At 55.5% G+C, this 23,061-nt stretch carries 19 protein-coding genes; 9 read left to right on the top strand and 10 right to left on the bottom strand.

The window, feature by feature from the left end; all coding sequences use genetic code 11:
* Positions 1 to 100: 100 nt before the first annotated feature.
* The 4 genes from BN348_RS00605 to BN348_RS00585 form a co-directional block, all read right to left on the bottom strand.
* A complete protein-coding gene (locus tag BN348_RS00605) occupies positions 101 to 2,233 on the bottom strand; it encodes a U32 family peptidase (protein ID WP_040195539.1) in 2,133 nt (710 codons plus the stop codon).
* A 132-nt stretch (positions 2,234 to 2,365) separates the two neighbouring features.
* Positions 2,366 to 2,716: a cell division protein ZapA gene (locus BN348_RS00600; protein WP_040195538.1), complete on the bottom strand. Its 351-nt coding sequence runs from the start codon at positions 2,714 to 2,716 to the stop codon at positions 2,366 to 2,368.
* A gap of 1,159 nt (positions 2,717 to 3,875) precedes the next feature.
* Positions 3,876 to 4,652 carry a biotin--[acetyl-CoA-carboxylase] ligase gene (locus BN348_RS00590; protein WP_040195536.1) on the bottom strand — a complete coding sequence of 259 codons (777 nt, stop codon included), beginning with the start codon at positions 4,650 to 4,652 and terminating at the stop codon, positions 3,876 to 3,878.
* Between the two features lie 71 nt (positions 4,653 to 4,723).
* Positions 4,724 to 5,215, bottom strand: coding sequence for a metallophosphoesterase (locus tag BN348_RS00585; RefSeq protein WP_052446585.1), 492 nt, complete (start codon positions 5,213 to 5,215; stop codon positions 4,724 to 4,726).
* A gap of 284 nt (positions 5,216 to 5,499) precedes the next feature.
* On the opposite strand from BN348_RS00585, the gene BN348_RS00580 reads away from it, so the two are divergent.
* The 3 genes from BN348_RS00580 to BN348_RS00570 all read left to right on the top strand — a co-directional run bounded on the left by BN348_RS00580 (position 5,500) and on the right by BN348_RS00570 (position 7,395).
* Entirely contained in the window at positions 5,500 to 5,709 is a 210-nt protein-coding gene (locus BN348_RS00580; protein WP_040195535.1) for a hypothetical protein, read from the top strand.
* A gap of 64 nt (positions 5,710 to 5,773) precedes the next feature.
* On the top strand, positions 5,774 to 6,694 hold the full coding sequence (locus BN348_RS12780) for a hypothetical protein (RefSeq protein ID WP_052446584.1): 921 nt from the start codon (positions 5,774 to 5,776) through the stop codon (positions 6,692 to 6,694).
* 95 nt (positions 6,695 to 6,789) lie between these two features.
* Positions 6,790 to 7,395, top strand: a complete 606-nt coding sequence (locus tag BN348_RS00570) for a hypothetical protein (RefSeq protein WP_040195534.1) — start codon at positions 6,790 to 6,792, stop codon at positions 7,393 to 7,395.
* Here the strand turns inward: BN348_RS00570 and BN348_RS00565 are convergent.
* From BN348_RS00565 to BN348_RS00555, 3 genes are all read right to left on the bottom strand, one after another.
* Positions 7,380 to 8,054: a potassium channel family protein gene (locus BN348_RS00565; RefSeq protein ID WP_040195533.1), complete on the bottom strand. Its 675-nt coding sequence runs from the start codon at positions 8,052 to 8,054 to the stop codon at positions 7,380 to 7,382. The genes BN348_RS00570 and BN348_RS00565 overlap by 16 nt on opposite strands.
* A 37-nt stretch (positions 8,055 to 8,091) precedes the next feature.
* Positions 8,092 to 8,715: a potassium channel family protein gene (locus BN348_RS00560; RefSeq protein WP_040195531.1), complete on the bottom strand. Its 624-nt coding sequence runs from the start codon at positions 8,713 to 8,715 to the stop codon at positions 8,092 to 8,094.
* Between the two features lie 561 nt (positions 8,716 to 9,276).
* Positions 9,277 to 10,074 (bottom strand): MerR family transcriptional regulator, encoded by a 798-nt coding sequence (locus BN348_RS00555; protein WP_040195530.1) that lies wholly within the window; start codon positions 10,072 to 10,074, stop codon positions 9,277 to 9,279.
* 303 nt (positions 10,075 to 10,377) lie between these two features.
* Here BN348_RS00555 and BN348_RS00550 point away from each other — a divergent pair, with 303 nt between their 5' ends.
* Positions 10,378 to 10,773 carry a hypothetical protein gene (locus BN348_RS00550; protein ID WP_040195529.1) on the top strand — a complete coding sequence of 132 codons (396 nt, stop codon included), beginning with the start codon at positions 10,378 to 10,380 and terminating at the stop codon, positions 10,771 to 10,773.
* Between the two features lie 124 nt (positions 10,774 to 10,897).
* Here BN348_RS00550 and BN348_RS00545 read toward each other — a convergent pair whose 3' ends face one another.
* Both BN348_RS00545 and BN348_RS00540 read right to left on the bottom strand, forming a co-directional pair.
* A complete protein-coding gene (locus tag BN348_RS00545; protein WP_040195528.1) occupies positions 10,898 to 11,317 on the bottom strand; it encodes a YjdF family protein in 420 nt (139 codons plus the stop codon).
* A 125-nt stretch (positions 11,318 to 11,442) separates the two neighbouring features.
* Entirely contained in the window at positions 11,443 to 12,834 is a 1,392-nt protein-coding gene (locus BN348_RS00540) for an MATE family efflux transporter (protein WP_040195527.1), read from the bottom strand.
* 1,019 nt (positions 12,835 to 13,853) lie between these two features.
* Between BN348_RS00540 and BN348_RS00535 the strand changes: the two genes are divergently transcribed.
* The 5 genes from BN348_RS00535 (at position 13,854) to BN348_RS00515 (ending at position 19,954) form a co-directional block, all read left to right on the top strand.
* A complete protein-coding gene (locus BN348_RS00535; protein ID WP_040195526.1) occupies positions 13,854 to 15,917 on the top strand; it encodes an efflux RND transporter permease subunit in 2,064 nt (687 codons plus the stop codon).
* Positions 15,918 to 16,189: 272 nt separating this feature from the next.
* On the top strand, positions 16,190 to 18,016 hold the full coding sequence (locus BN348_RS00530; protein ID WP_040195525.1) for a hypothetical protein: 1,827 nt from the start codon (positions 16,190 to 16,192) through the stop codon (positions 18,014 to 18,016).
* Between the two features lie 873 nt (positions 18,017 to 18,889).
* Complete coding sequence (locus BN348_RS00525) at positions 18,890 to 19,102, top strand: aspartyl-phosphate phosphatase Spo0E family protein (RefSeq protein WP_040195523.1); 213 nt, start codon at positions 18,890 to 18,892, stop codon at positions 19,100 to 19,102.
* Entirely contained in the window at positions 19,099 to 19,431 is a 333-nt protein-coding gene (locus BN348_RS12775; protein ID WP_052446583.1) for a helix-turn-helix domain-containing protein, read from the top strand. Before BN348_RS00525 ends, BN348_RS12775 begins: the two co-directional genes overlap by 4 nt.
* Before the next feature lie 202 nt (positions 19,432 to 19,633).
* A complete protein-coding gene (locus BN348_RS00515; RefSeq protein ID WP_156136353.1) occupies positions 19,634 to 19,954 on the top strand; it encodes a hypothetical protein in 321 nt (106 codons plus the stop codon).
* Between the two features lie 169 nt (positions 19,955 to 20,123).
* Here BN348_RS00515 and adhE read toward each other — a convergent pair whose 3' ends face one another.
* The gene (gene adhE / locus BN348_RS00510; protein ID WP_040195521.1) at positions 20,124 to 22,730 is read right to left on the bottom strand and encodes a bifunctional acetaldehyde-CoA/alcohol dehydrogenase; all 2,607 of its coding nucleotides are present in this window, start codon (positions 22,728 to 22,730) and stop codon (positions 20,124 to 20,126) included.
* Positions 22,731 to 23,061 lie beyond the last annotated feature (331 nt).

Below are 23,061 nucleotides of genomic sequence, written 5' to 3'. Positions count from 1 at the left end.
GAAACGGCCCGCTTTGGCACCGTTTTATTTTTCATCAAAATAGCTGTTTCAGGCACATGATGTTTATGTGCGAACGGCATACAGGCCGGTAAAGCCGCGATCAAAGCACGCCGCGGTAATAAAGGCCCTTGGTTGCAGGCTGGTCGGTCTTCCGATGCTCCAGATGCATCGAGATCAGCTCATCACACCGCGCACGGTCCTCTTTGGTGAAATAGAGCGTCGCAAATGCGAGCGGCTCAAACCGTTCGGGCTGCTCGGCAATATACAGCGGCAGATGGTTGTAAAGCTCGGCGCAGGTGTTTTCACAGGCGACCGGGAATTCATTTCCCATGCGGTCCACCAGCGGCCGGAATTTCCGTCCGCAGTCCTTACATCCCATGGCGGTTTGGATCGGGCAGTTGCGCGTGAGCATCATCGGCAGATGCCCATAGCAGAGAATGCCAGCCGGCAGATGTTTTTCCATCGCGGAAATCTGCAGCATCGACAGCTCGAATGACAGCGTCATATCTTCAAGTCCCAGCCGCCGGTATACTTCCAGCGAGCGGGCGTTTGTGACATTCAGCCCAAAGCCGCCGTGAAGCCTGTAATTCAGCTCCCTGCCAATCCAGACAGCGCCGAGGTTGTGCGCCAGCAGATGCGTTATTCCGCGTTCCCGCAGCTTTTCCAGTTGTCCCATGATGATCTGATTGCCGCCGAACATCCCGCGCGGCAGCTCGATGATCAGTTGGTCCCGGTACGCATCCAGAAATGCCCGCATATCCGGCAGGCCGAACCGTTCGGCTTCATTCGTCATATCCTCAGACAGAAACAGGCGCACACATTCGCTCAACGGGAGGCTGAAATATCCCAGCTGCTCCAAAGCGGATGCCGAAACCTGTTCAAACCGGTCATACCGCGCACGCCAATGAAAGGCTTCCTTTGGGCGTTCTTCAGGAGCATCCTGTATGGACGGCCACGAAGCCTGTCCGGATGGACGGTATTCGGCCTGATGCACGGCCGACCGCTGGTTCATCAGATCCTCGAGCACCGCGCGGCGCAGCAGATTGATCTTCGAGATGCTCAGCACAAGCCCCTCATCGATGTCGCAGTCGATGTTTTCCGGATAGAACGGCGTGCCGCCGGTCTTCTGCAGGCTCTTTTCGACGAGCGCGGCGTCGGTCGGCTTGTTGAGGGCTTTTTCCGGAATATCGCCGGCCGCCGACGCGCGATTTCCATCCGCATCGGCCGCGCACAGCACGGCGGGCTGTCCCGCCTTCAATGTAAACGCAAAGGACACGCCGACGCGCGGCGTCTCCTTCGCGGCCAGACGGCCAAGCTCCTTTAAAACGCCGGTCATGTTGAGAACATCCTCCTTGCGGCGGATGCCGAACATCTGCGGTCCCCGCTTGCCGGTCAGATATCCGTCGGTGAAGCCGCTGCGGGAAAAGACATCGGAAAGCTGGTCGGTCAAGGTGAAGTCCACCATGCCTTCCCGCGCATTGTGGCAGGCCTTGACGGCCGCCGCGACATATTCGGGCCGCTTCATGCGTCCCTCTATTTTAATGGATGTCACCCCCGCGTCCCGCAACGCCGGGATATGATCGATCAGGGAAAGATCCTTTAAGGAAAGGGCGTTTTCATTCCCGCCGTTTGAGAATTTCAGCCGGCAGGGCTGCGCGCAAAGCCCGCGGTTCCCGCTTCTCTGGCCGATCATCGAACTCAGATAGCACTGGCCGGAGACGCACATGCACAGCGCGCCGTGCACAAATACCTCCAGCTCCACCGACGTATGCTCTGCAATCCGGCGGATTTCATCCAGGCTCAGCTCACGCGCAAGCACCACCCGATGAAAGCCGAGTTCTTCGAGCATCCGCACGCCTTCGAGGTTGTGGATGCTCATCTGCGTCGACGCGTGCAGCCGCAGATTCGGCGCGTGTTCCTTGACGAAGCGTACCAGGCCCAGGTCATCGACAATCACGGCGTCGATGCCGGCCGCACAGGCGCTTCGCAGCACCTCCCCGGCCAGTTCGAATTCCGAATCCAGCAGTACGGTGTTGAGCGTCAGATAAACCTTCACGCCGTTCAGATGGCAGTACGCCGCCGCTTCGTTCAGCTCCGCTTCATCAAAATTCGCGGCGTTGCGGCGCGCGTTAAGCTCCTTCGCGCCGAGATAGACCGCATCGGCGCCGCAGTGAACGGCCGCCTGTACGCTTTCCATCCCGCCGCAGGGCGCGAGTATTTCTAATTGATTCATGGGGTTCTCCATTCTTTTGATTTTAACAGGCTGATCATCCGCAGTCCCGCACAGGTCCGCTCCATGAATCAGCCGACACCGTGTACGAATAGGCCGCATCTGTCATCCCGCCAGCCAAGCAGTATCCATCTATTACAGATTCCCCTTGGATTTCAGCCGTTCGTTTTCGCGCTTCAGCGATTCGATTTCCCGTTTCAGTTCATCGATTTCCATCCGTGTGCGCGCGGTGTCCTCTATGTAGGTCTTCATCTTCTGGCGCATATGCATGGCGTTTTCCACCGTCTTGGTATAGTCGTCGAGATAACTCAGCGCAAGCACCGCCAATCCGGCGGTGATGTTGACATGGTCGCTCTTTTTAAGCAGCGTGGTCAGATGGTTGTCCAGCTGTTTTGCCAAACGCTGCACATATTCTTCATCCTCCGGCGTACTGATGGTGTAATCGCTGCCGGCGATGTGTATTTTCATCTTGTTGAATTCCTGCATAGTCCTACACTCCCATCTATCTTCTGGCCTTTCGGCCTTCATTTCAAACTGATTGCCCTGTAGACTGCATGCCGATTTACAAAACCTGTTTTAAAACATCTGTGAATATATTCAAGCTGTCAAAAATGTGAAAGCTGTATCTCAGCGGTCTGGCTTTGGTTGCCAAGACGCCTTGGCAGGGTGGCTTTTGTACCACCGTGGCGCGGCGGTTTTACTTGGTTTGCCAAGACGTCTTGGCAGGGTGGCAGTTACTTCTTTGCCGGCCAAAGAAGTAACCAAGAAAGGCCGTTCAAGGGGGCCAGCTGCGCTGGCGCACGCGCTACGCGTCACTGAAATAAGAAAAGAGCCTATGACCAACGAACCACAACAACGCAGCCAAAAGAGCGGCGTAGCCGGGCGCCCCACCGCAGGTGGTGGCCCCCCTTGAAAATCCCCCTATGGTGTATTTTCATCTGCTTTGGCCGTCTGCGGACGGCGTTTGGCTTTGGGCTGAGTGGTTGGGAACAGCTAGCAGCGGACGCTAACACTATTTGCGACAGTCTTTATCGGTACCCCAATTCCCGCAGCTGCAATGTAAATCATTCATCAGTCAAAGAACGCCGTAGCTGATTGCCTCACCGCTAGATGCTGTGGCAATCGTTACGCATCGTTTTTTGACCGCCTGATATATGAAAGAATGCCTTATGAAAAACGCAAAGCTTCCCGTTCTCTCATTTCAAAAGGAGAGCATCCAGCCCACCATAGCGTGGCGGAAACAATGAGGCTAAACGAGAACTGTTCCTATGACAAGACAGTACGCAGACCGCGACGGCACTAAATGCCAAAAAGGCACCATGCTTCGCGCTGTCTCTGCACAGATCCATGGCGTGCGCCCTGCCGTCATCCAGAAGCAGAAACAACCCAATATGCAGAAAACTGCGTAATTGGGGGATTTTTAAGGGGGCGCAGCCCCCTTGAATGGCCTTTTCTGGTACCTCTTTTGGCCACGCAAAAGAGGTACTGCCACCTTGCCAAGGCTTATCCGGCAAGAAAAAGGAACCCGCCGGTCCCGCGGCGCAGCCTTTCCGATTCATGAAAACAAAACGGCAGCCGGACGATGCCTTCCGGCAAAGTCCCGGCAAAGCTTCGCGTAAAAACAGCTGCCGGCTTTAGAAATATATCATTGATACCCATACAGCCCGCGAACCGACGCCTCGCCCGCACGGATATTGACAATCTTCCCGTCGATGTTGCAGACAAGACTTCCGTCGCTGTCGATGGTTAAAGCAAGCCCTTCGAGCTGTCCCTCCGGCGACAGGATGCGAATCTGCTTGCCGACCGTGAAGCAGCTCTTGATGTATTCGTTGCGCAGCGCATCGAACCCGACGCTGGAAAGCCGCTCATACAGCGGCTCAAAATGGTTCATCACCAGCGCCGCCACGGAATAGGCGCTGTATTCCCTGCCAAAGCCAAGTTTCAGGCTGGTCGCATACGGCAACCCGGCCCGATCAAAAAACGCCTGATCCTGCCCGATGTTGATGCCGATGCCGCAGACCGCAAACACCTCGTCACCAAAAATCTGGCTTTCGCATAAAATACCACAGAGCTTTTTGGACTCATACAGCACATCGTTCGCCCATTTGATGCGAAAATTCCCGCCGGTCGCCTCGGTGAGCGCCCGCGCGACCGCAAGACCGGTGATGAGCGGAAGCTGCGGCATGTACGACAGCTCGATGTTCTTGATGAGGAAGGACATCGCCAGCATGCTGTCCTGCCCGTCTGCCCAGGTATGCTTCCCGGCCCCGCGTCCCGCATACTGGCGGCCGGCAATGACCAGCGTGCCGTCGGGAAGGGACTGGGCGTGTTCCTTGATGTAGTTGTTGGTGGAGTCAACCTGCTCCAGGTAGATAAAATTCTTTCCAAGCAGCTGTGTCTGCAGACCAATGAGTCCCGGCATTCTGTTTTCCCCCTTGTTTTTTCCAACCCGGCCGCGGGATCCCGTTACCACACAGGCATCTGGGCCATTTCTCAATCGTTTTGTAAAACCGCGACATTGGTGACAATGCCGTGTTCCAGAATGTCGATAATCCCGTAGCTCGGCCTGCCGCGGCGCGGCTGGCTCAAGGACCCGGGGTTCATGATATAAAGTCCATCGTCATATTCCGTATGGGCGACATGGGTGTGCCCGTACAGCATGATGTCGGCGCCTTCCTGCCGGGCGTGCTTCTTGAGCTTCTGCAGGCCGTATTTGACCTGTAAAAGATGCCCGTGCGCAAAGACAATCTTCCTGCCCGCGACCACCAGGCTGTCTTCGGACGGATAATTGCTGAACAGGTCGCAGTTTCCATGCACGGCGTAGAACGCCCTGTCCGGATACAGCGCCTTCATGTCGTCGATATCCTGCGTGCAGTCGCCCAGATGGATGACGCGCTGAACATCCCGATGCAGTTCGATTGCCCGCTGCATGCCGAAAATCTGCAGATGCGTATCTGAGAACACCAGAATTCTGATCGTTTCCATAATCCTTTGACACTACTTCCCCTTTTTTCATATGATGGTATTATACCATAAAACCCACGGGGAATGGTATATCTTCTCCCTGTTTTTCATAAAAATTATTACGGAAACGCCGTTATTTGCGCAAACCTGGGGACAAACAGGCCGAATTGTGACATACCTGGCTGTCCGACGTCGCAAAACGGCGAAACGCCCACACAAGACAGGGAGCTTTGGTCCCCGTTCTGCCGGCGGGAACGGGGCCGGCCTTTCAAATACAAGCGCGCCGGAGATGGGATGGCTCGCATATGGCAAATTCATTCTCTCCAGATCAGATCAACAAATTGTTCCAGATGGCCAGCAAACAGCTTGGCGTCTCTCCGGAACAGCTGCAGAATGAAATTCAGAGCGGCAAATACAACGACCTGCTCAAAGACCAGAAGAATGTCGATCAGGTCAAAAAGATGATGAACAGCGACGACCAGGTCGGCGGTCTGTTCGGTGGAAAGAAGAAATAATGGCCCTGGGCGGAAAGCGGAACGCTGCTGAGCCCAGGATGAAACCCTTTAGGAGTAATGCGGTATGGATGACCTCTCTTCCAAGCTTTCAGAAATCCTGAACAGCGAGCAGGGCCAGCAGAGTCTGCAGAACCTTGCCAGCATGCTGGCGGGAAACAGCGGTTCGGATTCTTCCGCATCTGATGCAGGTTCGCTTCCGGCGGCGCTTTCAAATATGTTATCCGGACAGAACGCGCCTTCCGGCGGCAATTCAGATACACCCGGCAGTTCCGGCTCGATGCCCGACCTCTCCGCGCTCGCAGGCATGCTTTCCGGCATGAACGCTTCGGATGCACCGCCCCAGTCGGATTCCGGCGCGCAAAGCGGCGGCGGGCTCGATCTGTCGGCGCTCGCCGGCATGTTTTCCGGCCTGAACGGCCAGAATGCACAGCCCCAGGCAAACAGCGGCGCGCAAAGCGGCGGGCTCGACTTGTCGGCGCTCGCGGGCAAGTTCTCCAGCCAGAACGGCCAGAACGCGCAGCCGCAGTCGAACGGCGGCGCGCAAGGCGGCGGCCTCGACCTGTCGGCGCTCGCCGGCATGCTTTCCAGCCAGAACGGCGCCGGCAAGAGCGGCGGGCCGAACATGGCGGCTCTTTCGGGTCTGCTCTCCGGCCAGAGCGCGGGGGGGCAGAGCGGCGGGGGCCTTGACCTTTCCGGCCTTGCCGGCATGCTCTCCTCCCTTGGCTCCCCATCGCCAAAGCAGCATGGCCCGGCCCAGGGAGACGGTCTTCTTCCAAACATCGATCTCAACATGATCATGGGCATTCAAAAGGCGATTTCGGCTATGCGCCAGGAGAACCAGAGCACCAGAATGCTGCGCGCGATCCGGCCGCTGCTGCGTGTGGAGACGCAGGCCAAGATCGACAAGGCCATCCGTATGCTGCAGCTGGTAAACATACTGCCGATGATTACGAGATCCGGTCTGCTGAACAACCTGCTCGGTTGACGCTGACGGCTGCCGCTCCATTCCCCGGCGGCTTTGGACGGCAGCCTTTTTCCACTTTAAAACAAAAGAACCGCCGGAGAAAAGGCAGGATATCTATGGCGAATTCCAACAACTATTCCTATGACGATATGATGCGCATGCAGCAGGACGCGATCCGCAGGGTCAAGGAGATGCAGCGCGCCAGCAGCCAGAACATGCGGGGCGACGCGGGCGCGCAGAACACACGCGGTTCCTCTCAGCAGAACCGGCAGCGTCAGAACACAGACAACGACCATCAGCACAGCCCGCACGCGAACGGCACAAACCAGCAGAACCGGCAGCACCAGAACACGGGCAATTCCCGGCAACAGAACGCGGGCGACACGCAGCACCGCAGCGGGAACGGGAACCACCCCGATGAGCGCCAAGGCCCCGGAGGCTGGCAGCAGAATCCACAGCATCAGGACGGGCAGAACAGGCATCCGCATGCGCCGCAGGAGGATGAAACGCAAAAAAGGCCCCCTCACGAGGAGGAAGCCTGCGATGAAAACAACACGGAAAACGACGAGCCGGAATTTGAACCGAGCACCTTTTTAAAGGGCGTTCTCGACCGGTTCGGGCTCGACAGCGAAAAGGCCATGCTGCTGGTGATGATCTTAATCCTGCTCAACGACGGCGCCGACAAGAAGATGATCTTGGCGCTGCTCTATCTGCTGATCTGATCATCCACGCCGAAAGCCGGCGCGATCCGGTGCAGCGCTTTGTTTTTACATACGACCATAATCTTATCCCCGGCAAAGATCTGCGTGTTGCCGCGCGGGATGATCAGCTCGTTGTCCCGGATGATGCTGACAACCGCGATATCCTCCGGCAGCTTCATCTCGCTGAGCTTGATGCCGCTGCGCTTATACGGGATCGGAATCTCAAACTCATTGAGCGACGTATCCCCGCGGTCAAACGCAATCAGCTGCTTGATCAGCGCGGTGTCCACCTCCCGTTCCAGCAGCCGCGCGATGTTGTCGGTGCTGCTGATCGGGATATCCACGCCGAGCTGCTTCATGACGCCGGCGTTTTTCGGGTTGTTGATCTTCGCAACGGTTTTCTGGACATGGAACCGCCGCTTTGCCAGCTGGCAGGTGATCAGGTTATCCTCATCCTTACCGGTCACGCTGATCAGCGCATCCGCGTCGTCGATGCCGGCGCCGGCCAGCACATCGATATAGGTGCCGTCTCCGCAGATGATCGGAATATCCAGGCTGTTGGCGATCATCCGGCAGCAGGCCTTATCCTTTTCTATAATACGGGGCTCATGCCCGTGTTCAATCAGCGTGCGCGCAAGATAAAATCCAACCTTGCCGCCGCCCACCACGATGACAATCATGTTACATCCCACTTTCTATACGATGATACGCATTGTGTCAATCCACCACGCGGTTGATCATCAGGTAATCGGTCTCCTTCAGCTTGATGTTGTAGGTCCCCGACAAGGTCACCTTGTCATTCTCATGCATGACACCGAACAGGCTGACGTCTTCGGGCAGCTCGATTTCCGATATGTGCAGCCCCACAAGCTCCTCCGGGACAGGCGTCGTGGTCATCTGGATGTTGGAGGAGCCGATCGGGACGATCTTGCTGGTGCGCTGTACGCCCGCAAAGACCGAGCAGATGGTCGCGACCGTCAGGTTGGTCGGGCAGAGCGTGTCGATGCCGAAGCTCGAAAAGATATCCTCGCGCGCCGGGTCATAGATGCGCGCCAGAACCTTCGGCACCTTGAAGATCAGCTTGGCGACCTGCGACACCATGATGTTGACGTTGTCGTCGCTGGTGACTGCCGCAAGCGCGTCGCACGCCTCGATGCCGGCGGATTTCAGCACATCCTGGTCGATCTCCACGCCCGCGACGGTAAGACCCGAAAAATCGTCGTCCAGCCGCTCAAAGCTGCTTTCATGGCGGTCCACAATTGAAACGGCATGGCGCTGCTGGTCGAGTATGCCCGCCAGGCTGGCGCCAACCTTGCCGCATCCCACTATCAGAATATTCATTGCATTCAATCTCCATCTCTTTTGTGATGAAAAAATCCCGTGAGGAATCCTTTCCTATTAAGTATCATACTATGAATCCGTCCATTGTCAAGTTAAGATTTGGCTTTTTCAAAGTTTTTATGCCATCTGACAGGCCAAGACAGCAAAAATCCCCGATGCATCCGGGTGCATCGGGGATTTTTTTGGGGGGATTCGATTATCTTTTCACGGGTGATGATTCCGGTCAGGCCTATGCAGGCCGAAGGATGCCGGGAACAGGAGTCCAATCCTTCTCAAACCGAAGGACACGAGGCGCGGCAGTCCAAGCCTTTGCAGACCGAAGAACACGGGAAACGGGCTGTCCAGTCTTTACAGGCCGAAGAACACGGAAAACGGGCAGTCCAAGCCTTCTCAGGCCGAAGAACACGGGAAACAGGCAGTCCAAGCCTTTGCCGTTTATTGAAATCGCATCCGCATAAGCTTCCTGACCGTTACCGCAAGCTTTTCTGCATGCTCAGGAGGAAACAGCGGTTCTACAGCGCTCTAAAAACAAATGATTAGACTGCTTTCCGCCGAAGGGGCCTATCCGTCTATTTTTTTGACCGGGAACAGGATGCCCGTCTCCAGCTCTTCGGGGGCGTTCACCTCATCCACATCCTTCAAATACCGCTCGATGGCCGGCGCGCAGACCTGATACTGGGGATGCTCCCGCATCCAGTTCCCAATCGCCTCATACGCGTATTTGACCGTGTCGTACGGACCGATGTGGGTGGTGGCGGCGCAGAGCATCTCCGGCACCTCCTTGACGTCGGGATGCTCTCCCGAAACCTGCACCTGCGCTTCGGCGTCCATGTCGTCGTAGGAGAATTCCTCTCCGTGGTACAGCATCTGGCAGGCGCCGGTGCGGACAAGGCCGCGCTTCTTCATCTCCTCAAGCAGCTCGTCGAACAATTCTCCCACCTGTCCGATATTGATCCGTTTGCGGATGCTGAAGACCCGCTGTGCCGGGCTGTTCATCAAAATCACATGATAATGTTCCATTGCCAAGTTCTTTCCCTCCATTCGAAAGATGTCGTCCTCCATGCGGCGCAGCGTCCTGCGCAGTTCGTTGAGCTGATCATAGGCGGCGATGCGCTTTTGATGGATGCGCAGCGCTAACTGGCCGCCGGACAGCGGCAGCAGGCCGGAAATCTCACTGAGCGTGAAGCCGTAGCCTTTCAGCGTCTCAATCTTTTCGAGCGTCGCGAGTTGCGAGACATCGTAAAGCCGGTAGCCGTTTTCGCCGACCAGCGCAGGGCTGAACAGGCCGATTTGATCGTAGTGGCGCAGCATCCGGGCCGATACCTGTCCGAGCCGCGCAAATTCGCCGATGGTGAACATCTTGTATCTCCTTTTTTGATGGATTCTGAACCGGTTCTGTCTGTATCATACACCATGACACTGTGGTAAGGTCAAGGGGTAGTTCAAAAATCGTGATGATTTTCTGTCATTCTGGCTGTTTTGCTTTCCCTGAATCATATGCCTTCTGCATGGTGAAACATCATGCGGCGCCGAAATTGCTTGGAATTGCTTCAGCTGCCGCGCTTTTGTCATTGACAGATACAGGCTCTGGTATTAAAGTACGTATCCATTTGAGTGGATATCAATAACACTGATAAATTACAGTGCAAGGAGGATTGGATCGTGGATTCCATTTATGATTCAGAATTCTGCCACGTTGAATATATAAAGCATGATAACGTCGTTTTTCTGACATGGAAAAAATTCTGCTGTTTTGATGACTACCGGGCACCGGCGTTATTCGCATCGAAGCTGCTTTACGAAAATCCCGGCAGTCATTTTGTCATTGATGCAAGAAACGGCTTTGAAGATGAAAAGGAGGACGTCGCATGGGGGTTCCAGGTTTTACTGCCGGATATGGCGCAGTCCAGTTGTAAAACATGCGTTTTCATCTTAAACGAGGTGCCAACGATTGAGGATGAAATCGATTTATGGTCGGCCGAGTTTCAAAAGTATTTTCAAGTAGAAAAGGTGCGCTCCTATGACGAAGCCATTGATGTACTGGCAAGGAACAACTGACCGTTTAACAAGCGGCCGGATGATATCAATGGCGGTTTCTCTGTTCTCAGAGCGAAATGATCATGGGACAACGGTTTATTTCTGTTGGCTGTCAAACCCGCCGCGCGAAAGCACCGGGGAAGGATTACCTTCCCCGGTGCTTTTCTTTTTTCTTCTGCTGCCGCAGCGCAAACTGCCGCTGTTTTTCTTCCTCGGACTCCCGTTTGTGGCGTGAGCGGCGTTCCAGCTTGTTTTCCTCGAACTGCTGTTTGATGGCCTGCTGTGCCTTGGTACCGGTTCTGGCTGTCTGCAGCTCCCTGGCTGCCGCGCGCTGCATGCGTTTTGGATTGCCGGCCTTCGGCTTTCTTTCTCCGGCTTCCACCGGCCTTGTGAAGCGCAGGCGTCCAAAGTTTTCGAGCAGATAGGCCCAGACCTCGGCGTCGCTGGGCTCGCTGCCAAAGACGACGCGGGCGACGCACAGCCGCGCGTCCTCCTCCCGCTCGTACAGGCCGATCCAAAACGGCGGTTCAAAGTACACCGAAAACTTCGCGGTGACTTGATCCATGAAGAATCCCTCCCATTCTGTAGATTCCGGCGGAGAACGGACAACCCTGGGAGGGCAGGTTACTGATGGCCTTCGCCACGCCCGGACTACCAACCGGGCTGTGTTTCTATCTCCGCACTCTTATTCTATTCCAATTGCGCTTCCTCGTCAAGCTGCTGCGCGGTGTTCTGATCAATCAGACGGCGGCACTTCCAGCTTCCCCTGAGAAAATACAGCAGGCCGATCACTGCCGGCGGGAAGGTGGAGAGCATCTGGCCGAGATAGACGCCGATGCGTCCAAGCCCCAGCACCGTTTCAAACAGGAAGATCAGCCCCAGCCGCAGCACAATGCCCTCGAGCAGCGCGTTGACCATCGCGAGCACCGCCGCGCCCACGCCGGTCGCAAACGAGTCGAAATGGTACATCGCCGCATAGGCAAAGCTGCTGACCGAACAGAAGATGCGCAGGTACAGCACCCCCTCCCGGATGACAGCGGGGTTCTGATCGAACAGGCCGATGATGCCCGGGGCAAACAGCTGGACAAACAGCACCATGATGCCGGTTGAAGCAAGGCTCAGCACCAGCCCGGCCCTGGACACCGACGACGCGCGCGTGATCTCTCCGGCGCCCATATTCTGCCCGACCATCGTCATGACGGACTGGCCGGCGGCCCAGCAGGGCATCGCCAGAAAGGTCGCGACCTTCAGCCCCACGCCTGCCGCGGCGGCAACCACGACGCCGTATTTGTTCAGGATGCAGGTGACCAGCAGGAACGCGACGTTGACCACGGCGCTCTGGACCGCGCTGGGCAGGCCGATCTTCAAAATGGTCCAGGCAAGCTTTCCCTGCGGCTTCAAAGCGCCCTTCTTCCTTTGGAACCCTTTCAACGTACGGCGCAGGCGCAGCAGGGAGACCCCAAACGAGACCGCCTGCGACAGCACCGTCGCCCAGGCCGCGCCGGATGTCCCCATCCCGGCGGCCCCCACCAGCACAAAATCCAGTACGACATTCACCGCCGCGGCGACCGCGACAAAGTAAAGCGGGCTTTTCGAATCCCCCATGCCGCGCAGGATGCTGCAGACCGCGTTGTATCCGAATACAAACACCGTGCCCATGCAGATCACCCGCAGGTATTCGACCGCGTGCGGCATCGATTCCGCGGGGAGTCCCATCATCGTAAGCACCCGCTCAAATGTCAGCAGGCTGAGGACGGTGATCACCAGCGCCGCGGCGCCGGTCAGCGCAAACAGCGTGCCGATGCTTCCAAGCTGGCCGTCCTCATCGCGCGCGCCGCGGTACTGCGCGACCAGCACGCTGCCGCCCATGGTGACGCCGATGCAGACCGCCGTCAGGATGAAGACGATCATCGTCGCGTTGCTCAGCGCGGCCAGCGCCGCGCTTCCGACATACCGTCCCACGACGGCCATATCCACCATGCCGTAAAGCGACTGCAGCAGGTTTGCCAGAAACAGCGGCAGCGCAAATTTCATCAATTGTTTCCAAACGTTTCCCTTTGTTAAATCCATTGGTTGTTTCATATGACTCTGCTCCTTTATTCGTTGATCAATTTCTCACAGAAAGGTGCAAAGTCCTGAGACAGCTCTCAAAGCTCTGTGCAGGTGCTGTCGTCAAAACCTTGCACAGAGCAGTCCACGTGCGATTTTCATATGGGATACCTCCTTTCTTTTGTTGTTATGCCGCTTTAAGGCGGCATGGTTTCCGGCTCATACTTTCGCCGTCCGCTTGGCACGCTGCTTTTGAAGCTGTCTGATTCCGGCTGCATCTTTTCACTGACCGCTTGGCACGCTGCTTTTGAAGCCGCATGATTCCGGCCGCGTTTTTTCGCTGACCGCTTGGCACGCTGCTTTTGAAGCTGCCTGATTCCGGCCGCGTTTTTTCACTGACCGCTATTTGTTTTTTCACATCTCCGCTGTGTGCCATCGGCTCAGCTCCGCCCATTAGCCCCTTGCCGGCCGGCGGTCTATGAACGCCGGTCGGCTGTATAAAGCGTTGGCATACGCTGGCATTTGGCGGCCTTCCCCACAGTCAGCAGCGAAAGGGCTGCAATCCCAAATAAACGCAAAAAGGGCCGCGGATGAAAACACCGCGGCCCTAAGACACATCATTTAACCGGCAAAACGGTAACGCAAACAAAGCGCAGCGGCAGCCGCACCCTTGGATATTCCCGTTATAGCCGATGAAACGAATCTTTTTGAGGCTTTGCACAATGTTCCATCCAAATCGGTTGTTCAAAGCCTTCGGTTATGCAGCGTTTTTGACTGTGCAGCAGGAACATTCCGCCCGCCTCCTTTCTTAGATTCTGCGCTCATTATACCGCATTCCCTTCATTCTGTCAAGCATCCTTCATCTTCCATATTTGCGGGCAAACCTCATAATCTTTTTTAATTTTATATGAATAACCCTGCAAATCGAACAGAAGTGGTTGATTCTGTTTAAAAACATGCAGCGTGTCTGAAAGCTGTCGATTGTTTTTTGCCCTCAATTTGTTAGAATAAAATTGAAGAAAGCCCATAATTGACAGAATGGAGGGATGGCTATGCAGAAGGCATCCGAATGGATTTTAAGGCACCGCAAGCTGGTGCTGATCCTCTTTGCCGCCGTCACGGGGCTGAGCACCCTGCTGTGCCTTGGTACAAGGATCAACTTCAGCCTGATCGATTATCTGCCCGCCGACGCGCCCTCTACCAAAGCGCTGCAGGTTATGGAAGAGGAATTCACGCAGCCGGCGCCGAACGCGCGGGTTTATCTGCCGGATGTCAGCATCCCGCAGGCGCTTTCGTATAAGGAACGGCTGTCCTCGCTGGAGGGAGTCGGCGGCGTGAGCTGGCTGGACGATGTCCTCGATTTAAAGCAGCCGCTTGAAACGGCCGATCAGAGCATCGTGGAAGCTTACTACAAAGATTCCGGCGCGCTGCTGTCCCTGAGCGCGGATGAAGGGGATGCGGTGCGGGTTGTCCATCAGATCCGGGAAATCATCGGCGAAGAGGGCGCGGTGTCCGGAGAGCTTGTCAACACCGCGAACGCACAGGAGACGACCTTCTCGAGCATGGCGGTGATCCTGGCTCTGCTGATCCCGATTGTGCTGCTGATTCTGCTGCTGACCTCGCGCTCCTGGTTCGAACCGGTGCTGTTCCTGTGTACCATCGGATGTTCCATCCTCATCAACATGGGCACCAACCTGTTTCTCGGCGAGACCTCGTTCATCACGTTCAGCGTCGGCCCCATCCTGCAGCTTGCCGTGTCAATGGACTACGCGATTTTCCTGCTGAACAGCTTTGCCAGGCACCGCACACAGACGGACGACAGCCTGAAGGCCATGACGCTTGCCATGAAGGAATCCTTCTCCGCTGTGCTCGCCAGCGCGCTGACCACCATCCTGGGATTCCTGGTGCTCGTCCTTATGCGCTTTAAAATCGGCCCCGACCTCGGCATCGTGCTTGCAAAGGGCATCCTGCTGAGCCTTGTTTCGGTCATGATCTTCCTGCCCGCTCTGACCATCTGCTGCCAGAAGCTGCTGGATAAAACCCGGCACCGGTCATTTGTGCCGAAGATGGGGAAGCTCGGCAAAGGGATCTTCCGCATCCGGATACCCGCTTTGATACTTATCTGCCTGCTGATTGTCCCGTGCTTTCTGGCACAGCAGAAGAACGATTTTACCTATGGCAACGCCGAGCTCAGTATGGCGACCCGGGCCGGGCAGGATACCCAGCGCATCGACGGCACCTTCGGCCAGTCGGTTCAGATTGTCGTGATGGTGCCGCGCGGCAGCTTTGGCAAGGAGCGCGCGCTGGCCGCCGCGTTTGAGACTCTTCCCGCCGTCCGTTCGGTTATCTCATATGCCGGCACGATCGGCACCACGATTCCGGAGGAGTTCCTGCCGTCCGACACCCTTTCGCAGATGGTTTCCGAACACTACAGCCGGATGATTCTCGACGCCGATACCCCAACCGAAGGACCGCAGGCCTTCGCGCTCGTCGAGGATGTCCGGAAGCTTGCCGCGGACACTTACGGCGGGGATGCGCTTCTGTGCGGCGTCAGCGTCAACAACTACGACATGCGCGACACGGTCACGGCGGACAACTTTGTGGTCAGCACGCTGGCCATCATCGCAATCGGGCTGGTGCTGCTGCTGACCTTCCGTTCCCTGTCCATCCCGCTGCTTCTGCTGCTGACCATCGAGACCTCCATCTGGATCAACCTGTCCGTTCCATATTTCACCGGAGACCCGATCTGCTACATCGGCTTCCTGGTCATCAATACGGTTCAGCTGGGCGCTACGGTCGACTATGCCATCCTCTTTACCCAGCACTATCTGCGCCTGCGCCGCACCCTTCCCAAGCGGGAAACGGTCGTGGAGACGGTTCGGCAGACCGCCGCGTCCATCCTGACCTCCGCGATGATTCTGACGGCGGCCGGCGCGGCGATCGGCATCTGCTCCGACCAGCAGGTGGTCAGCGAGCTCGGCGTACTGCTCGGGCGCGGCGCGGCCCTCTCTGCGGTGATGGTGCTGCTGGTTCTGCCCGCCCTGTTGTGCCTGCTTGACAGGGTCGTGGAGAAAACCACCCTGCAGCTGACATTCTGGAAGAAGGATAGGCCATAAAAACAGGATCGTGATTTCCAAGAGCGCCATGCCGCCGTTGGTTTCTGTCCCGAACGGCGGACGGCCGTGAACCCGGCGTACGGTCCGGATGCGGCGTTGGCTCGCCGGCGTTTCCAGCACATCCCTGTCAAATCGACCCGGAACAGCCGGCGATCCTGTACGGATATGACGGCTGTCCCGGATGCCCATAAGATTTTTATGGACTTCCATACACGCAGCGGATCAAGGTATACCCATTCCCAGTACACCCTATTCCGGAAGGAGGAATCTTCATGAAACGATGGCGAATCCCGGTCCTGTGCCTGGCCGCGGTCCTGGCCTTTTTGTTCCCTGCAGGATCGCTCGCGGCCGCCGAACAGGCCGGTAATGAATCAATCCAGAAGAGCACGCCGGCAAACGCCGTCGGCTCGCGGGACAAGGATGAATCGATCTATGTCAATCTGATGAACGACGGCTCGGTTGACGGCGTATATGTCGTCAACTCCTTTGAACTGCCCGCGGCGGGCAGCTGGACCGATTACGGGAACTATACCCGTGTGACCAATCTGAGCACCACCGATCCGATCTCCTGCAGCGGCGGCACGGTGACCGGCAGCGCGCCGGCGGGACGGTTCTATTATCAGGGCGACCTGGAAAACGCCGCGCTTCCGTGGGATATCGCGCTCACCTATAAGCTGGATGGCCGGGAAATGCCGGCTGAAGAGCTGGCCGGAAAAAGCGGGCAGCTGTCCATCGAACTTCGCATCCAGCAGAACAAAGCGGGGCAGGCGCTGTTCTTTGAGCACTACTGCGTGCAGGCATCGATGACGCTTGATGCGGCGAAATGCCGGAATATCACGACCGAATCGGCGACGGTCGCCGCGGTCGGCTCCCAGAAAACGCTCTCCTTTATGGTATTGCCCGGGAAAGAAGCGTCGTTCACGATCGAAGCGGATGTCCGGGACTTCACGATGGACGGCCTGCAGCTGACCGCGCTTCCGCTGAATCTGGCGGTGGACCTTGGGGACGCCGCAGACTTCACCGGGGACATTCAAACGCTGCAGAACGGCGTCGCTGAGCTGGACGACGGCGCACAGGCGCTGTACAGCGGCCTGTGCGCGCTGTCGGACGGGGCCTTGGACCTGGATGGCGGTGCCGGCCAATTTGGTTCTGGCCTCAAAAGCCTGCAGTCGAACGCCGGCACACTGCAGTCCGCGTCGGCGCAGGTGCTGGGTGCGCTCGAAGCTCTGTCGGATGCGCTGCCTGCCGAATACGGGGACTCTGATGACCAGCTGACCGGCGGCCTGGATGCGCTTTCCGGCGGCATCCGCACGCTCTCAGGTTCCCTGCAGGCCGTCAGTGAAAACATGAAGCGCTGTGTCTCCCAGCTTGGAAGCATCGCAAATATGCTGCCGGATGAAGAGGACGAAGCGGTTGCATCCGCGGCGGATGCGCTCAGCGGGAGCGAAGACCCGAACGTCCAGATCCTGCTGCAGGCGTATCGAAAGCAGTCGGATGGCATCCGCAACGTCAAGGCGGCTCTGCTCGAGGATCAAAAGGCGCTCGAGCTTCTGTGCGCATCCCTTGATGGGATTGCGGACAGCGCCGGTACGCTGGCCGGCACCGTGGCCGGGATGGGCGGTCAGCTTTCCGGTCAGATATCCCAGACGCTTGATGGAATGAAAGCGCTGTCCGGCGGCCTGCGTACGCTCTCAGCACAGTACCGCGGCTTCCATGACGGGCTGTGCGGCTATACCTCCGGCGTATCCGATCTGGCCGATGCCTACGACGGCGTTCAGGGCGGCGTTCATTCCCTTTCTGGCGGCCTTGGCGAAGCGCGGGACGGCATGCGGCAGCTGACCGGCGGAACCGGCCAGCTGCGCGAAGGCACCGCAACGATGGACGACGATATGCGGGAACAGCTCGAACAGGCGATGGACGCCTTCCTGCAGTCCGATTTCGAGCCGGTTTCCTTTGTCTCCGCCGGCAATCAGGCGGTCGGAACCGTGCAGTTCATCTGCAAAACGCCCGGCATCGCGGCAGAGGAACCGCCTGCATCCCCGCCTCCGGAGGAACGCGAGCTGTCCTTCTGGGATCGGGTCGCTGCATTGTTCAGCTGATAAAACATCCCTTTACAACAAAGACTACATACGGGCAAACTGAAAGGTGCCGCAGATGAAAGTCTGCGGCACCTCAGGCTGTAAAAACTGAATGCCGTATCTCAGCGGCTTCACGACGTTCGCCAAGACACCTTGGCTGGGTGGTCATTGTTCCGCCGTGGCGCGGCGGCCATGCTTTGTTTGCCAAGTGACACTTGGCAATGTGGTCGTTACTTCTTTGCCGGCCAAAGAAGTAACCAAGAAAGGCCGTTCAAGGGGGGCCATGCACTGTGCCGCCGCGAGCCAGATGGCCCCCCTTGAAAATCCCCCTACGATATCTCTTTATCTGCTTCGGCCGTCTGCGGACGGCATTGGGAGGGTCTTTGTGTCGGGAATGGCTAGCAGCGGACGCTAACACTCCCTTCGACAGTCTTTACCGGTACCCCGATTCCCGCAGCTGCTGCGTAAATGATTCCTTGACCATAGAGCGCTGTAGGCGATTGCCCCACCGCCAGGTGGCGCGGCAATCGTTATTTATCGTTTCTTGACCGCTTCCTGTTACCAAGCAGAACCACGCTGTTGACTTTTTAATGGGTATGCTTTATAGAGAAGATTTGTAACAAAATTATATAACTGAAAGGTGCCGCAGATGAAAGTCTGCGGCACCTTTTTTAATTCTATTTCTATTCGGTCAAAGAAAGGATTACACATGACAAAAAGATACATACACTTAAGTGACGGCATAAATTTGGTATCATGTAAAATGGATGAGGCTATGTTATAATATATATGAATAGTAACGTTGGTACTATTATTATAGGCCATATTTCTATTTGTTTCTTCTTTTTTCGATATAATAGAACTATATCAATTATATAGGAAGTATACAGTAATATGGACTGGAGCCAACTGGATAAAGACATTTTTGTACTGAGAAATCAACTGCATCAGCTCATCGAAAGCCAAGCAGATTATAAAAAGATTTTGCAGGTAAGCAGACAGCTGGACGAGCTTATAAACCAATTTGAATTGTATGACGCAGAGAACGAAGAAGACAGTGAATATCTTCGGCTACAAAATAGAGAAAGCAACGGGAGTCGACAATGAAGAATTTGCAGAAATACCGGGAATCCATACATCTCAATCAGCTTGCGCTGGCTATGAGGATTGGTGTTGCACAGGAAACGATCAGTGCCTATGAAAGCGGCCGGTCAAATCCCAGCATCAGTACCTTGCTGAAGCTCTGCGACGAGCTGGATGTGTCCGCCGATTTTCTGCTGGACCGAACCAATGTCCCCATTTCCATTGAACGGTTTCTTCAAAAAGACCTGTCCGAAGAAGAACTGGGCATGCTGTCGGTTTATCGAAAGCTTCCCGTTACAAAGCAGAAGCATGCTGTCGGCTTTTTAATGGGCATGCTTTATAGAGAAGACTGAGAAACTGCACAACAGGATATTGGTGTTCTGCATTCTAACGAGTAATACCGTGCATACAATGTCTGATCGTCGGTTGACACCCAAACAAAGAAGTGATATTATGGAAATTGGCAGAACACAATAACAGGCTTATTTATCTTTCTCTGTACGAAGCTGCAACAAATTGCTTTTCGCTGTGGAACCCGATCGCGGAGGTGGTGTCATGATAAAGCTTCGATTCCGGCATATGCCGTTGATACTGACGGTCGCATTGGTCTTCTTCAGCCTGTCGCTGACCTCCTATTCTGTTGATTTGAGCCTTGCCAAGCAGTACAAGAAGCCTGTCTTTTCCCTGCATTACATGAGCATCAACGACGGCGGGAGCAGTTACTATATCGGACTGGGCTATCAGATCATCATGTGGCGCAAAATGACCGGGACGCTATCTGTGTATAAGATGGGTACGGAATCCTACTACTTATGGGGATTTAAAAGCTGCATGGAAGACCCGGGAATTCCTTTAGAAGTACGATACGACGGCTGACAAAACCAATGGTCATATTTCACAAGAGGAACCCATGGCAATTTGCATGATGAAAGAATCATCTCAAATCAAAAAAGCATCGCAGGAGATCACTCCCGCGATGCTTTTTCTATTCACTTACAATTCCTTTAGAATCCGCCGGCCTTTGGCCGTCTTCTTGCAGGCGGAATTATTTACCGTAGTAAGCGTTCTTGTAGATACCTTCGATCTCGCTGATCAGCGGGTATCTCGGGTTCGCCGTGGTGCACTGGTCTTCGAAGGCCTTCTCCGACAGATGTCTCAGGTTCTTCATGAAGAGGGTCTCATCCAGTCCGTATTCCTGGAAGGAATGCGGCATGTTCAGCTCGGTCATCATGTCGTTGATCTTCTTGATCAGGCTCTGGACGCCCTCGGCGTCGGTCTTAGCCGGGAGACCCAGGTATCTTGCGATCTTCGCATACTTCTTGTCTGCGATGAAGGTCTCGTACTTCGGCCAGGAGACGAACTTGGTCGGCATCTTCGAGTTGAAGTCGATGACATACGGCAGCAGGATGGCGTTTGCGCGTCCATGGGAGACATGGTATTCGCCGCCGATCTTGTGCGCCAGCGAGTGGTTGATGCCCAGGAACGCATTCGAGAAGGCCATACCGGCAATACAGGAAGCGTTGTGCATCTTCTCTCTCGCTTCGGCGTCGTCCGGATTTCTATAAGCGCGCGGCAGGTATTCCATGACGAGTTCAATCGCCTTGATTGCCAGACCGTCGGTGTAATCGGATGCCATGATCGAAACATAGGCCTCGATCGCGTGGGTCAGAACGTCCATACCGGTATCGGCGGTGATGGATTTCGGCATGCTCATGACGAACTGCGGGTCGATGATGGCGACATCCGGGGTCAGCTCGTAGTCGGCAAGCGGGTATTTGATGTTTCCGTTGACCTTGTCGGTGATGACCGAGAAGGAGGTGACCTCCGAACCGGTGCCCGATGTGGTCGGGATACAAACCATCTGCGCCTTGGTTCCCAGTCTCGGGAAGTGGAAGGTTCTCTTTCTGATGTCGAGGAAGCGCATTCTCAGGCCGTCGAAGGAGGTATCCGGATGCTCGTAGAACAGCCACATACCCTTCGCGGCGTCCATGGAGGAACCGCCGCCCAGCGCGATGATGACGTCCGGCTTGAAGTTGTTCATCGCTTCAACGCCGCGCATGATGGTCTCAACGGACGGATCCGGCTCGACATCGGAGAAGATTTCACTGTGGCAGTATACTTTACGTTTTCTCAGATAATACAGGACCTTTTCGACGTAACCGAGTTTGACCATCATCGGGTCGGTAACGATGAATGCGCGGGAGATATCCGGCATCTTCTCAAGGTACTGGACCGAGTCGTTTTCAAAGTAGATTTTTGGCGGAACTTTAAACCACTGCATATTAACTCTCCTCTTTGCGATGCGTTTCTTATTGATCAGGTTGACAGAGGATACGTTCGAGGTGGTGGAGTTGCGTCCAAAGGATCCGCATCCCAGTGTCAGGGACGGGGTGTTGGTGTTGTAGATATCGCCGATTGCGCCCTGCGAGGACGGGGAGTTGACGATTACGCGTCCAACCTTCATGGCTTCGCCGTATGCGTGGCAGAGGTCGCGGTTGTTGGAGTGGATGACCGCGGAATGTCCCAGGCCGCCGAATTCCAGCATCTTTCTGGCTTTTTCAAAGCCTTCCTTGTCGTTCTTGACGACAAAGTACGCGAGAACCGGAGAGAGCTTTTCACGGGACAGCGGATAATCCGGTCCGACATCGTCGAGCTTGGCAAGGAGAATCTTGGTGCCTTCCGGAACCTTGACGCCTGCCTGCTCTGCAATCCATGCGGCCGGCTTGCCGACGACAACCGGATTGACAGCGCCCTTTTCAGAGTTGATGACGTAATCGGACACCTTTTTGATCTCATCCGGCTTTAAGAAGTAGCAGCCGAATTCGGTCATATATTTTTCAAACTGCGGTGCAATCGCCTCATCGACGATGGCAGCCTGCTCAGATGCGCAGATCATACCGTTGTCGAAGGTTTTGGAAAGCACCAGGTCGTTGCATGCGCGTTTGACATCGACATCCTTGTTGATGTAGCACGGTACGTTACCCGGGCCGACGCCGAGAGCCGGCTTACCAGCCGAGTATGCGCTTTTTACCATGCCGGAACCGCCGGTTGCGAGGATCATCGAAACGCCCGGATGATTCATCAGCGCGCTGGTGGCCTCGATGGACGGATACTCGATCCACTGGATGCAGTGTTCCGGAGCGCCGTTGGCGATGGCTGCTTCGTACAGAACCTTCGCGGCGGCAACCGAACATTTCTGTGCGGACGGATGGAACGCAAAGATGATTGGGTTTCTGGTCTTGATGCAGATCAGGGATTTGAACATGGTGGTGGAGGTTGGGTTGGTGACCGGTGTAACGCCGGCGACAATGCCGACCGGCTCAGCAACCTCGACATAGCCTTCCATGTCGTTTTCGTCGACAATGCCGACCGTTTTTTCGTTTTTAATGCTGTGGTAGATGTATTCGGTTGCGAACATGTTTTTGATGACCTTGTCTTCAACAACGCCGCGGCCGGTCTCATCATATGCCAGAATTGCCAGGTCCAGATGCGCATCCAGTCCGGCGAGGGACATTGCATGGACAACCTTGTCCACCTGTTCCTGATCCATCTTCATGAAACCTTCGAGGGCTTTGTTGGCATTTTCGACAAGTTTGCCGATCATATCAGCGGTTTCAATTTTGGGAGCTGCCTGTGCTTTTTCCTGTGCCATTCGCTCAAATCCTTTCCTATATGAAATCATTTGGTTTTGTGTCCCGCAAAAGGGACTGCAAATCACTGTGACTGATCGCGTTTAAGTCTCCGCTTTGTTTTCACAGACCGGAGGATTGACATCTGTCTGAAATGATTGTTATTATTTTGTCAATATCAATATATCATGTTCCAGCCGCAATGTCAATCCAATTTCTGTAGAACATCCATAACTTTGATCGTAACATTTTGGCTGGTTTGCACAAGATATCGGCCTGCTCGACAGAGGCAATCCAACAATATCCAATTTTAGCGTGAAACCGGGCGATCTTACACAAAAACTTGATGAATTT

This window comes from Candidatus Soleaferrea massiliensis AP7 (genome assembly GCF_000820765.1).
Classification (GTDB): Bacteria; Bacillota; Clostridia; order Oscillospirales; family Ruminococcaceae; genus Soleaferrea; species Soleaferrea massiliensis.
The sequence above is the reverse complement of the archived record's forward strand: the minus strand, read 5'-3'. Positions and strand labels throughout refer to the sequence as shown.

What these genes read in the sequence shown, in the direction of transcription:
- BN348_RS00605 (WP_040195539.1), bottom strand. Translation starts at nt 2,233, where the DNA reads ATGAATCAATTAGAAATACTCGCGCCCTGCGGCGGGATGGAAAGCGTA.
- BN348_RS00600 (WP_040195538.1), bottom strand. Translation starts at nt 2,716, where the DNA reads ATGCAGGAATTCAACAAGATGAAAATACACATCGCCGGCAGCGATTAC.
- BN348_RS00590 (WP_040195536.1), bottom strand. Translation starts at nt 4,652, where the DNA reads ATGCCGGGACTCATTGGTCTGCAGACACAGCTGCTTGGAAAGAATTTT.
- BN348_RS00585 (WP_052446585.1), bottom strand. Translation starts at nt 5,215, where the DNA reads ATGGAAACGATCAGAATTCTGGTGTTCTCAGATACGCATCTGCAGATT.
- BN348_RS00580 (WP_040195535.1), top strand. Translation starts at nt 5,500, where the DNA reads ATGGCAAATTCATTCTCTCCAGATCAGATCAACAAATTGTTCCAGATG.
- BN348_RS12780 (WP_052446584.1), top strand. Translation starts at nt 5,774, where the DNA reads ATGGATGACCTCTCTTCCAAGCTTTCAGAAATCCTGAACAGCGAGCAG.
- BN348_RS00570 (WP_040195534.1), top strand. Translation starts at nt 6,790, where the DNA reads ATGGCGAATTCCAACAACTATTCCTATGACGATATGATGCGCATGCAG.
- BN348_RS00565 (WP_040195533.1), bottom strand. Translation starts at nt 8,054, where the DNA reads ATGATTGTCATCGTGGTGGGCGGCGGCAAGGTTGGATTTTATCTTGCG.
- BN348_RS00560 (WP_040195531.1), bottom strand. Translation starts at nt 8,715, where the DNA reads ATGAATATTCTGATAGTGGGATGCGGCAAGGTTGGCGCCAGCCTGGCG.
- BN348_RS00555 (WP_040195530.1), bottom strand. Translation starts at nt 10,074, where the DNA reads ATGTTCACCATCGGCGAATTTGCGCGGCTCGGACAGGTATCGGCCCGG.
- BN348_RS00545 (WP_040195528.1), bottom strand. Translation starts at nt 11,317, where the DNA reads ATGGATCAAGTCACCGCGAAGTTTTCGGTGTACTTTGAACCGCCGTTT.
- BN348_RS00540 (WP_040195527.1), bottom strand. Translation starts at nt 12,834, where the DNA reads ATGAAACAACCAATGGATTTAACAAAGGGAAACGTTTGGAAACAATTG.
- BN348_RS00535 (WP_040195526.1), top strand. Translation starts at nt 13,854, where the DNA reads ATGCAGAAGGCATCCGAATGGATTTTAAGGCACCGCAAGCTGGTGCTG.
- BN348_RS00530 (WP_040195525.1), top strand. Translation starts at nt 16,190, where the DNA reads ATGAAACGATGGCGAATCCCGGTCCTGTGCCTGGCCGCGGTCCTGGCC.
- BN348_RS00525 (WP_040195523.1), top strand. Translation starts at nt 18,890, where the DNA reads ATGGACTGGAGCCAACTGGATAAAGACATTTTTGTACTGAGAAATCAA.
- BN348_RS12775 (WP_052446583.1), top strand. Translation starts at nt 19,099, where the DNA reads ATGAAGAATTTGCAGAAATACCGGGAATCCATACATCTCAATCAGCTT.
- BN348_RS00515 (WP_156136353.1), top strand. Translation starts at nt 19,634, where the DNA reads ATGATAAAGCTTCGATTCCGGCATATGCCGTTGATACTGACGGTCGCA.
- adhE (WP_040195521.1), bottom strand. Translation starts at nt 22,730, where the DNA reads ATGGCACAGGAAAAAGCACAGGCAGCTCCCAAAATTGAAACCGCTGAT.